Source organism: Achromobacter colocynthidis (genome assembly GCF_057334535.1).
This window is the reverse complement of record NZ_JBHFIZ010000007.1, coordinates 82,144-91,879: the sequence shown is the minus strand read 5'-3', so window position 1 is coordinate 91,879 and position 9,736 is coordinate 82,144. Positions and strand designations below refer to the sequence as shown.

Here is a 9,736-nt window from a genome sequence, read left to right as displayed (position 1 = left end):
GCGCGGCGTTTTGTTTTGCCAGGGACCAGAATGTGCTGGGCTAGGGCAATTGGCGGCGTAGCGCTTGGAAGAACAATTCGGACTGCAAGCGCTCGCTTTGAATCTGCGCTGCGACCTTGGCTGCAAGACCGGTATTGACCGGCTTGAGCGGGCGGCCAGTCGACTGTGCCAGTACCTGTGCAGCACAGGCGCGTTCCAGGAAAAAGAGATCGTCGTAGGCGTAGTCCAGCCGTTCCCCGCACACCACGACGCCGTGATTGCCAAGAAAAACGATGTCGGCGCCTTGCATGGCATGCGCGATGCGTTCCCCTTCGCTGACGTCCAGCGCGAGGCCGTTGTAGTTTTCGTCAATGGCCAGGCGACCATGGAAGCGCATGGCGTTCTGCGACAGGGTGGTGTCCAGGCCGCGATCGCTAGTGAGCGTGAGTGCCGTGGCGTAGGGCATGTGCGTGTGCAGGACACAGGCTTTGCCCGCAACACGGTGAATGGCGGCGTGGATGAACATAGCAGTGGGCTCAACCGCGTGCCGGCCGGCAAGCTTGTTGCCATGGGCGTCGATCAATACGATGTCATCAGCCTGGACCTCGTTCCACATCAGGCCACGCGGATTCAGCAGGAAGTGGTCCGGGTCGCCTGGTAGCGCTACGCTGAAATGGTTGCAGACCCCTTCTCCCAAACCATGGGCAGCCGCGGCGCGCAGTGCTAGCGCCAAATCAGCGCGCAGCGCCGCCACGGGTTCCGCGTGAAAGAGAGCGTCGGCGAATTGGGGGTCTGGATTCATGTCTACCTTTCGGGTTTATGGGTAAGAGGAAGCGGCTATCTGCATTGACCGGCCCTTGCCATGAAGCGCAGTCACAGCCAGCCAGCGGTCCGGAAAAGATCGGGTACGCGATCCAATGTCGGTACGGTAGCGTCAGGACGATAGTCCGGCAAGCATTGGCGACCTGTGCCGCGGTCAATCCAGATGCACCGAAACCCGATGTCGCGCGCGGCGGCATGATCCAGATGGGGACTGGCGCAAATATGCACGACTTCGCCAGGGGATACGCCCAGGCTGTTGTAGGCGTGGGCGAAGATCTTGCGGGAGGGCTTATAGGCACCCGCTTGTTCAGCCGTGATGACGCGGTCGATATGCCCGCCCAGTTGCGCGATGTTGCCCGCGATGATCTGGTCGTCGGTATTCGAGATGATGCACAGGCGGAAGCCCGCCTGTTTCAACACGGACAACGTGCCCACGACTTCGGGGAAAGGGGGCATGGCCGAGATGCTGTTGATCAGCATCTCGGCGTCTTTCGGGCGGTACGCAAGGCCCAGGTCCTGCATGCTCAAGCGCAGCGCTTCTCGAGCGATATCGGCAAAGTTGCGGTGCGGCGGCGTGCGTTCCAGGCGATGTTCATGCTCGTCGTAAACATGCAGGAACTCTGAAGGGGTGGGCAATGCGCGCTCTTGCGGATTGTCGGCCAAGATGCGGGCCACCGCGGCCTGTAATCCTTCGTCCCATTGGATAAGGGTGCCGTAGCAGTCAAAGGTAAGCCATTGCGGGCGAGGGAGTTCGTTCAGCGGCATTGCGATGTCCTTGTCGATAGTGGGCAGGGGACTTGAACGGTCAGCTTAGAACCGAGCACACAAAGTCGTAAAATTAATAATTGAACTCTTCTTAGTTGATAGGCAACTATCAAACTCCATCCCATGCTTGATCTGGAACTCTTGAAAACGCTGGTGTGCGTTGCCGACGAAGGCAGTTTTACGCGAGCTGCCAGCCGCGTGCATCGCACGCAATCCACGGTAAGCCAGCAAGTACGCAAACTTGAGCAGACCGTGGGCAAGACATTGCTGTTACGGGATCGCGCGGGCAGCAATGTGGTGGCGACTGAGGACGGCGAGCTGATGTTGGCGTACGCGCGCCGCTTGTTGGCGATGGCCGATGAGGCAGAACTGGCATTGACGGCGCCGCGCGCGACGCGCGTATTGCGCTTGGGCGTTCCGGAAGACTTCGATGTTGTCCGGCTGACGGTGCTGCTGGCGGGATTCGCCGCCAGCCATCCCGAGGTGCGCCTGGAAACGGCCAGTGGCATGAGCGCCGAATTGCGCGAGCGCTTGGCGTCAGGCGATCTGGATGTGGCGTTGATCAAGCGCGAGCCGGGGGATGGCCCTTGTCTGGCGGCGTGGCCGGAACGCTTGGTGTGGGTGGGTAGCAAAGATCGTTTGAAGGGGCTTGCAGCGGTGCCGCTGGTGATGTTTCCGCATGGATGCATCTATCGCAAGCGCATGATCTATGCCTTGGAAAGCGCGGGCCTATCCTGGCACGCGGCCTATCACAGCCATAGTTTGGCCGGCGTGCAAGCGGCCGTGGCCGCCGGTCTGGGTGTGAGCCTGCTGCCGGCGTTTGCCAAGTTGACGTCACACGAGGTGCTGGGTGCCGAGGATGGGTACGCGGCGGTGCCCCCGACCGAGCTGGCGATCGTCAGCAATCAGCGCGCGCCTGGTGATCTTGAACGGCAATTGGTGGCGGCGGTGACCCAGGCCGTGGAAGCCGACACGCAGAGCCCGATAGCCGCATGAACGCGACCGGCGGTCAGCTAAGGTCGCCATCCACGTAATACCACTGCCCACCCTCGCGAACGAAACGGCTGACTTCGTGCAGGCGATGCGCACGCCCGGCTTGGCGGCTGCGTGCGACAAACTCCACGGTGGCGTGGTCAGCGTCCTGATCGCGCGCTTGTTTGATGGAGAGCCCAAGCCATTTCAAGTCGGGCGGATTGGGTTCCAGCGTTGCGGGCCGGGTAGAGGGATGCCAACTGGCCAAAAGATAGGGCAGCTTGTCGAGCACGAAAGCGCTGTAGCGAGACCGCATGAGCGCTTCGGCAGTGGGAGCCTGCATGGCGATCGGGCCATCATGCCAGCGGCCGCAGCAACTGGCATAGGCCGCGCCACCGCAGGGGCAGGGTGCGATTGAGGGTGCGGATTTCTTGGTCACGGCGTGCAAGGTGGCGGGGATCAGGCCCGAAGGTCGTTGTATTCGGGATGGCGGCGCATGTAGACCTCGGCATACGAGCACACCGGGCGCACTTTCCAACCCTGGGAGCGAGCGCTCTCAAGCGCGAATTTGGTCAATTCAGCGGCGATGCCGCGCCCGCCGACCGGGCTTGGGACGCCGGTGTGAACGATAACCATGGTGTCGCCTTGCAACTGGTAGTCCAGTACGCACAGCACGCCATCGACGGTGGCGGTGAAACGGGATTGTCCGGGGTCGTGGGTGACAGCGGTCATGCGAAGGCTCCTTGGATGTGCCGGGACGTGGCCCCGGCGTTCAAGTGAATAGATTAATCCCTGGGATGTCTAACGGTCGGCGTCTGGTCGGCGTCTGGTCGGCGTCTATCGGCGCAAGGCCTTGATCAGCGCGGTGAGTTGGGCGTCGCGCGTTTCCACCAGATCGGCAATGCTGCGTTGGCCGGCCTCGGCGTTGACGCCGTCGATCAGCTTGCGCTGCAGGGCCGGCGTGACCTCGGGTGCGCCCAGGTCATCCCACCAGGTTTGCACGGGGCCCAGAAGGTGGTCCATGAAGTTCGCCAGCCCGCCCGCGCCGCCGCCTAGATTGAATGTCATATGCGGACCAAACAATGCCCACCGCAAACCAGGGCCTTGTGAGACGGCCGCGTCGATATCCGCGACGCTGGCGACATTTTCCGCGGCAAGGTGGATGGCTTCACGCCAGATTGCCGCTTGCAGCCGGTTGGCGATATGCCCCGGCACTTCCTTGTTCAGCCGGATGGGATACTTGCCCATGGCTTTGTAGAACGCGATGCTCTGGTCGATGACCGCTGCCGAGGTCTTGTCGCCACCCACCACTTCCACCAGCGGAATCAGATGCGGCGGGTTGAAAGGGTGGCCAATGACAAAGCGCTCGGGATGCCTGCAACGGGATTGCAGGCGGCTCATGATGAGGCCCGACGAACTGGACGCGACGATGACATGGGCAGGCAGCATTGCATCCATGCGGGCAAAGAGGTCGATCTTGAAGTCTTCGCGTTCGGGCGCGTTTTCCTGCACGAAGTCCACGCCGGCCAACGCCCTGGCCAAGTCCGGTTCAAATCGCAGGGTATCTGGCGAGGCGCCTTCAGTGACGTGCCCCAATTCAGTCAGCACGGGCCACGCGGCTTGGACGCGGGCCCGTGTTTGCGCTTCGGCATCGCCAGCGGGGTCGCTGACCACCACATCCATCCCGCGAGCCAAAAACAGCGCCGCCCAACTGGCTCCGATGGTGCCGGCGCCAACGATGGCGATACGGCGGATGGACGGCTGGGGCTCGGCGGTGCGGGACATGCGGCTCTCCTGGTTATCGGGTTTGGCCACATTGTGAAGCAAACGCCGGCCCCATGCCTACCGCCGATCACACATTGCGCGCGCGGCGCAGGTGCCGCCAGACCAACATCACCGCGCCCACGTAGCTGGCCGCGATCACGCCATAGGCCACGGGCAGGCTGGCGTTCCAGTCAGGCAGCGCATGCAGGATGGTGCCCATCAAGGCCACGCCCACCAACGCGCCGGACTGACGGTTAGCGTTCAACGCCGCCGCCGCGCTGTTGGCGTGGTGCTTGCCTGAAACCTGCATGACGACGCTGGTCATCGCGGGCACGGCGATACCCACGCCCAGATTGCCCAGCGCCACCATGATTGCGAAAGGCCAATAGGCCATGGCGGGCGAGAACGCAATGATGCCGGCAGCGCTCATGGCCGCAGCCAGCGACAACCCTCCCAACAGCGAGGCCGACACGTTCCAGCGCGCGGAAACACGCCCCGAAATCATATTGCCGATCGAGAACACCGCCAGCATCGGCACCAGTTGAATGCCGGTCTGAAGCGCGTCGGTTCCCCTTGCGTGCTGCAGGAACAGGCTAAGCAGAAAGAGTTGGCCGTACGAGGCCAGATTGATCAGGAACCCCACGCCATTGGCGGCGGCGAAATGGGCGGTAGTGAATAGGACGCGTGGCAGGATCGGTTCGGCGTGGCGGCGTTCGCGGAGCACCAGCAGCACGGCAGCCACGGCGCACAGCGCGGTGACGCCGGCAATGCGGCTGGACGTCCAGCCGTAAGCGTTGCCTTGGATCAGCACAAAGCACAGCGACGACAGTGCAATCACGCCTAGCAGGTGGCTCAAGGGGTTAAGCGAGCGAGGCCGGCGCGGTGCGCTCTGGATACGCCGACGGGCAAGCCACAGGCCGGCCAGGCCAAGCGGGATGTTGATGAGGAATATGCCGCGCCAGCCGAATTGATGGATGAGCACGCCGCCCATCAAGGGGCCGGCCGCGCCCGCCACGGCCACGATGGCCGACCAGGCGGCCAGCATCCGGGTGCGGACCTGTTCGTCGTCATAGGCGTGCGTGAGCAAGCTCAAGGAACTGGGCATGAACAGGGCAGCGCCCAGGCCCTGCAGCATGCGGGCGGCGATCAGCGTGTTGGCGTCGGGCGCCAGGCCGCATAGCAATGAGGCCAGGGTGAATACGGCCAGCCCCGCCAGATAGATGGTCTTGGCGCCGTACCGGTCAGCCAGCGCGCCGGCCACCAACAACAAGGCGGCGAAGGTCAGCGTATAGCCGTCCACAATCCAGACCAGGTCAGTCAGCGGGACGACGAATTGCACGGCGATGCTGGGCAGCGCGACGTTGACGACCGTGACGTCCAGCATCGCCATGACAAAGCCGATGGCCAGGGTGACAAGCGGCAACCAGCCTGTAAGGGGCTTGTCGTCAGCGGTGGGGAGCTGGGTTGGTGGGGTGGGGATTTGCGGACTGGGGGCTTGCGGGCAGGCGGTGGTCATGGCGCGTAAGGAAGGCGGCTTTTCGAGGGATGAAGCTTAGGCCCTTTTCTTGCTGCAAAAAATCCGAGAATTTGCTTTATCGTGATGCATAAATGCATCACTATTCATGGCTGTCGCTGAAATGGAAGGGCGCTATGGATTGGGACAACGCCAGAATATTCCTGGCTATTTATCGGGTTGGCACGCTGCGCGGCGCTGCGGCGCTGTTGCAGATCGACCAGGCAACGGCGGGCCGGCGCCTGGCCGCGCTGGAGGCGTCGCTGGCCGCGCGGCTGTTCCTGCGCACGCCGGGCGGATACGTCCCCACCGCAGCGGGGGAACTGGCTTTTGCCGCGGCGCAACGCATGGAGCAGGCTGCCGACCAACTGCAGCGGCAGATGCAGGGGATGGATCACCGCTTGTCCGGCGTGGTGCGCGTGGCTGCGTCTGAAACCGTGGCCCGCTACTTCATCATGGAGGCCGTGCGGCGGGTGCAAGCCCAGCATCCGGACATCCGTGTGGTGCTGTCGGCATCGATCCAGATCAGCAACCTGACGCGGCGCGAGGCGGACCTGGCGATCCGCAACATCAAACCCGACAACCCCGAACTGATCCAGCGTCACCTGGCCCGCAAGGAAGTCGGCCTGTATGCGTCGCGCGCTTACCTTGCCGCGCATGGCGAGCCGCGGCCGGGCACCGCGTTCGCTGGTCATACGCTGGTGACGTATCAGCAGTCGGTGCTACCGGGATGGTCCGACACCTTCTGCGGCGAGCCCACGGGCAACGGCCGTATCGCCATCGAGCTGAATTCCGGGCTGATGATCCTCGAGGCCGTGGTGGCGGGGCTGGGAATCGGCGAATTGCCCACGCACATGGCGCCGGATTATCCAGACCTGGTGCGCATCTGGCCCAGCCGCAGCGAGCCTTACGATTTGTGGCTGGTCATGCATGGCGACCTGAACCGCACCGCGCGCGTGCGTGCGGTGGCGGATGCGATCGTCGAGGTGTTCGAAGCGGACAAATAGCGCACTCCTGCGGTGAACCGTGGCTTGTGGGCGGGCGCGACAGGCGCTAAGGTTTGCTTGGCCCGAAAAAACCACGACCTCAGGAGTGACGCGTGTCTGATCTTTGGCGTTTGTCCGCAGTTGAACTTGCCTCCCGTATCCGTAACCGTGAAGTGTCCGCCGTCGAGGCCGCGCAAAGCGCGCTGGAGCGGCTCAACGCCGTGAATCCCGCGCTGAATGCGGTCGTGGACCATCGTCCTGACGAGGTCATGGCTCGGGCTGCCGCCGTGGACGCGCAGCTTGCGCGCGGCGAAGATCCCGGCGTCTTGGCCGGCGTACCCGTCACGGTCAAGGTCAACGTCGATCAGGCGGGCTACGCCACCACCAACGGGGTCAAGCTGCAAAAAGACCTGATCGCGGCAGCGAACAGCCCTGTGGTCGACAACCTCTTGCGGGCCGGTGCCGTTATTCTGGGCCGCACCAACACCCCGGCGTTTTCCTTGCGCTGGTTTACCGGCAATGCGCTGCATGGTGATACCCGCAATCCGCGCAATGCGGCACTGACCCCGGGTGGGTCGTCGGGCGGCGCGGCGTCAGCAGTGGCGGCGGGCATCGGCCACTTGGCGCATGGCACCGACATCGCCGGGTCTATCCGCTACCCCGCCTACGCCTGCGGCGTACACGGCTTGCGCCCATCGCTGGGCCGCGTGGCGGCTTATAACGCGGCCTTGCCCGAACGCTCTATTGGTGGACAACTCACGGCGGTGTCCGGGCCCTTGGGTCGCACCATTGCAGACGTACGCCTGGGGCTTGCCGTCTTGGCCGCCCCAGACCCGCGCGACCCCTGGTGGGTGCCCGCTCCGCTGGTAGGGCCGGATGTGCCACGCCGTGCCGCGCTGTGCGTGAACCCCGATGGCATGGATACCGAGCCCGCGGTCGTCAAGGCATTGCAGGAAGCCGCGCGCCGCCTGACCGAAGCCGGATGGACGGTGGATACGCTGGATGCCGTGCCGCCCATGCAAGAGGCGGCCGATCTTCAGGTGCGGATGTGGATGGCCGACGGCTATGACGCCATGCTGGCGGCGGCGGAAAAAGAGGGCGATCAAGGCGCGCTGGTGGCATTGCGTGGCCAGCGTGACAAGGCGGCCGAAGCCAACCTGAACAATTTTTCCGCGGTGCTGACGCGTCGGGCAACGTTGACCCGCATGTGGGAAATGTTCTTGGCCGATTACCCGATCCTGTTGCTGCCGGTATCGGCTGAACTGCCGTTCCCCGACAAGCTCGACCTGCAAGGCGATGCCGCTTATGCCCGTGTGTGGCGTGCGCAAATGACCCAGATCGGCGTGCCCTTCATGGGCTTGCCCGGCTTGTCGGTGGCGATGGGCCAGGCCATGAGCAGCGTGGGGCAAAGCCCGGTCGGCGTGCAGATCGTGGCGGGCCGTTATCGCGAGGACTTATGCCTGGCCGCTGGCGAAATCATTGAAGCTGGCGGCGACGCCGTCACCATCGCCGAACCCCAATCGCCTTGAGTCACCAAGAGCCTTGCCGCCCGCGTGGCGCGGTAAGGTTCAATGGCAACGACGCGCTACGGCGCCAGTCAGCTAGTTTCCAAAGCGCACGCGCAGCACGCCGAGATCGCCATAGACCAGCTCGATGTCCTGATGCGCGGGCACGTCCAGGAACCCGGCGTACGAACCGGTGATGACGTGCTGGCCGGCATGCAGGCCCAGCCCTTGTTCCCGCAGGAAGTTGGCCAACCAGTACAAACCGGCCTTGGGGTGTTCGTTAGGATGGAAGCCGGGATGTTGCTCCACCTCGTTGCCGTTCACCGACAAGGTCAGCGTCATGCTGGCCGGGGCAGCGTCGGGCGACGCAATGCGCGGGCCCAGGACCAGACCGTTGTTGAACATGTGGTCGGCAAGCAGCTCGGGCAGGCTGGCGTGTTCCGGCGCCGCGTAGCGGCAGCCCAGCACTTCAAGCGCCAAGCGGGCGCTGCCCACGGCCGCGTCTACCTCGGCTGCGGTGTAGGGCGTGTCGCGGGCGGGCAGGTCGTGGGCAAGCTCGAACGCAATTTCAGGTTCGACGCGCACGACGTCGGTGCGCGTCGCGACAGGCCCCGCGTCGGCATAGGCGGTGCCTGATGCATAAATGGGCGCCACCACGGTCTTCTCTGGGGACGGCAACGCGCTCTTCCAGGCCGCGATGCGGTCCTGCCGCGTGTCTTGCAGTAATTGCGCGGTGCGCTGCTGAACGGCAAAGGCCTGTCCCAGCGATTGCGGACGGCAGTCAGTGGGCAAGCGTGGGCCCGCCACACCAGCGTCGCGCGCGGCGATCAGGATGCGGGCGGCGTCCTCGCTACCGGGATAGTCTTCGATGCGGATCTGCATGGGATCAGCGGCCCAGGAACAGCATGACCCACAGGACGATCATCGCGATCAGCCCCAACCAGCACGAACCCCAGAAGCCCACAATGGGCCACTTCAGCGACAGCGGCGTCTTTTTTGGGTCGACGTGGCCCAGCAGGTCGTTGGCGTTGCCAATCAGCCAGAATCGCGTGCCGGGAAACATCAGGCGGAAAAAATAGTCCAGCATGATGGCGGCCTGGATCGACAGCGGGTACTGGGTCCAAGGGCGATGCTGCAAATACGGATGCTTCATTCGGGCGTTGATCTCCTTGCACTTGAAGAAGAACAAAACGATGCCGCTGATCGTACAAGTGATGAAGCAAAGCACGAATAGGCTGAAGGCCATGGCCATGACAGGTGAATGCATGGGGGATCTCAAGATTGCGCGGCGCGCCGCGTTGGATGAAAAGAAAGCAGAACTAAGAAAGCAGAACCAGTGAGCTGGCCCGGAATATTCTGGCCGTATTGTAGAAGGCTTGGCGATGCTGCGTGTTCAGGGCTGCGTCAGCCGTGGGGGGGGGGGGGGGGGG

General features: G+C 63.7%; 12 protein-coding genes. 4 read left to right on the top strand and 8 right to left on the bottom strand.

Translation table 11 applies throughout. The features are described from left to right. Positions 1 to 40: 40 nt before the first annotated feature. Together ACE04A_RS04690 and ACE04A_RS04685 are read right to left on the bottom strand one after the other, a co-directional pair. Positions 41 to 781, bottom strand: a complete 741-nt coding sequence (locus ACE04A_RS04690; protein ID WP_448717636.1) for an aldolase — start codon at positions 779 to 781, stop codon at positions 41 to 43. Between the two features lie 71 nt (positions 782 to 852). Next, on the bottom strand, positions 853 to 1,566 hold the full coding sequence (locus tag ACE04A_RS04685; protein WP_448717634.1) for a haloacid dehalogenase type II: 714 nt from the start codon (positions 1,564 to 1,566) through the stop codon (positions 853 to 855). A 123-nt stretch (positions 1,567 to 1,689) separates the two neighbouring features. On the opposite strand from ACE04A_RS04685, the gene ACE04A_RS04680 reads away from it, so the two are divergent. After that, complete coding sequence (locus ACE04A_RS04680; protein WP_448717632.1) at positions 1,690 to 2,562, top strand: LysR substrate-binding domain-containing protein; 873 nt, start codon at positions 1,690 to 1,692, stop codon at positions 2,560 to 2,562. A gap of 13 nt (positions 2,563 to 2,575) precedes the next feature. Here the strand turns inward: ACE04A_RS04680 and ACE04A_RS04675 are convergent, their stop codons facing one another. From ACE04A_RS04675 to ACE04A_RS04660, 4 genes are all read right to left on the bottom strand, one after another. Further along, positions 2,576 to 2,977: a YchJ family protein gene (locus tag ACE04A_RS04675; RefSeq protein WP_448717631.1), complete on the bottom strand. Its 402-nt coding sequence runs from the start codon at positions 2,975 to 2,977 to the stop codon at positions 2,576 to 2,578. 20 nt (positions 2,978 to 2,997) lie between these two features. Then, a complete protein-coding gene (locus ACE04A_RS04670) occupies positions 2,998 to 3,270 on the bottom strand; it encodes a GNAT family N-acetyltransferase (protein ID WP_279997674.1) in 273 nt (90 codons plus the stop codon). A 105-nt stretch (positions 3,271 to 3,375) separates the two neighbouring features. After that, entirely contained in the window at positions 3,376 to 4,323 is a 948-nt protein-coding gene (locus ACE04A_RS04665) for a 3-hydroxyacyl-CoA dehydrogenase NAD-binding domain-containing protein (protein WP_259245646.1), read from the bottom strand. Between the two features lie 67 nt (positions 4,324 to 4,390). Continuing rightward, positions 4,391 to 5,818, bottom strand: a complete 1,428-nt coding sequence (locus ACE04A_RS04660) for an MFS transporter (RefSeq protein ID WP_448717630.1) — start codon at positions 5,816 to 5,818, stop codon at positions 4,391 to 4,393. Positions 5,819 to 5,952: 134 nt separating this feature from the next. Here ACE04A_RS04660 and ACE04A_RS04655 point away from each other — a divergent pair, with 134 nt between their 5' ends. Both ACE04A_RS04655 and ACE04A_RS04650 read left to right on the top strand, forming a co-directional pair. Continuing rightward, positions 5,953 to 6,822 (top strand): LysR family transcriptional regulator, encoded by an 870-nt coding sequence (locus ACE04A_RS04655; RefSeq protein WP_485819893.1) that lies wholly within the window; start codon positions 5,953 to 5,955, stop codon positions 6,820 to 6,822. A gap of 92 nt (positions 6,823 to 6,914) precedes the next feature. Continuing rightward, entirely contained in the window at positions 6,915 to 8,330 is a 1,416-nt protein-coding gene (locus ACE04A_RS04650) for an amidase family protein (RefSeq protein ID WP_279997676.1), read from the top strand. A 72-nt stretch (positions 8,331 to 8,402) separates the two neighbouring features. Here ACE04A_RS04650 and ACE04A_RS04645 read toward each other — a convergent pair whose 3' ends face one another. Beyond that, positions 8,403 to 9,188 carry a 2-keto-4-pentenoate hydratase gene (locus tag ACE04A_RS04645; RefSeq protein WP_448717628.1) on the bottom strand — a complete coding sequence of 262 codons (786 nt, stop codon included), beginning with the start codon at positions 9,186 to 9,188 and terminating at the stop codon, positions 8,403 to 8,405. A 4-nt stretch (positions 9,189 to 9,192) separates the two neighbouring features. Then, entirely contained in the window at positions 9,193 to 9,558 is a 366-nt protein-coding gene (locus ACE04A_RS04640; protein WP_259249198.1) for a hypothetical protein, read from the bottom strand. On the opposite strand from ACE04A_RS04640, the gene ACE04A_RS04635 reads away from it, so the two are divergent. Further along, on the top strand, positions 9,500 to 9,646 hold the full coding sequence (locus tag ACE04A_RS04635; protein WP_279997684.1) for a hypothetical protein: 147 nt from the start codon (positions 9,500 to 9,502) through the stop codon (positions 9,644 to 9,646). The genes ACE04A_RS04640 and ACE04A_RS04635 overlap by 59 nt on opposite strands. The last annotated feature ends 90 nt before the right edge of the window (positions 9,647 to 9,736 follow it).

Bases quoted from the DNA above. Each gene is read 5' to 3' on its own strand.
- ACE04A_RS04645 (WP_448717628.1), bottom strand. From the start codon at position 9,188: ATGCAGATCCGCATCGAAGACTATCCCGGTAGCGAGGACGCCGCCCGC.
- ACE04A_RS04685 (WP_448717634.1), bottom strand. From the start codon at position 1,566: ATGCCGCTGAACGAACTCCCTCGCCCGCAATGGCTTACCTTTGACTGC.
- ACE04A_RS04635 (WP_279997684.1), top strand. From the start codon at position 9,500: ATGCCGCTGATCGTACAAGTGATGAAGCAAAGCACGAATAGGCTGAAG.
- ACE04A_RS04665 (WP_259245646.1), bottom strand. From the start codon at position 4,323: ATGTCCCGCACCGCCGAGCCCCAGCCGTCCATCCGCCGTATCGCCATC.
- ACE04A_RS04640 (WP_259249198.1), bottom strand. From the start codon at position 9,558: ATGGCCATGGCCTTCAGCCTATTCGTGCTTTGCTTCATCACTTGTACG.
- ACE04A_RS04670 (WP_279997674.1), bottom strand. From the start codon at position 3,270: ATGACCGCTGTCACCCACGACCCCGGACAATCCCGTTTCACCGCCACC.
- ACE04A_RS04660 (WP_448717630.1), bottom strand. From the start codon at position 5,818: ATGACCACCGCCTGCCCGCAAGCCCCCAGTCCGCAAATCCCCACCCCA.
- ACE04A_RS04690 (WP_448717636.1), bottom strand. From the start codon at position 781: ATGAATCCAGACCCCCAATTCGCCGACGCTCTCTTTCACGCGGAACCC.
- ACE04A_RS04655 (WP_485819893.1), top strand. From the start codon at position 5,953: ATGGATTGGGACAACGCCAGAATATTCCTGGCTATTTATCGGGTTGGC.
- ACE04A_RS04680 (WP_448717632.1), top strand. From the start codon at position 1,690: ATGCTTGATCTGGAACTCTTGAAAACGCTGGTGTGCGTTGCCGACGAA.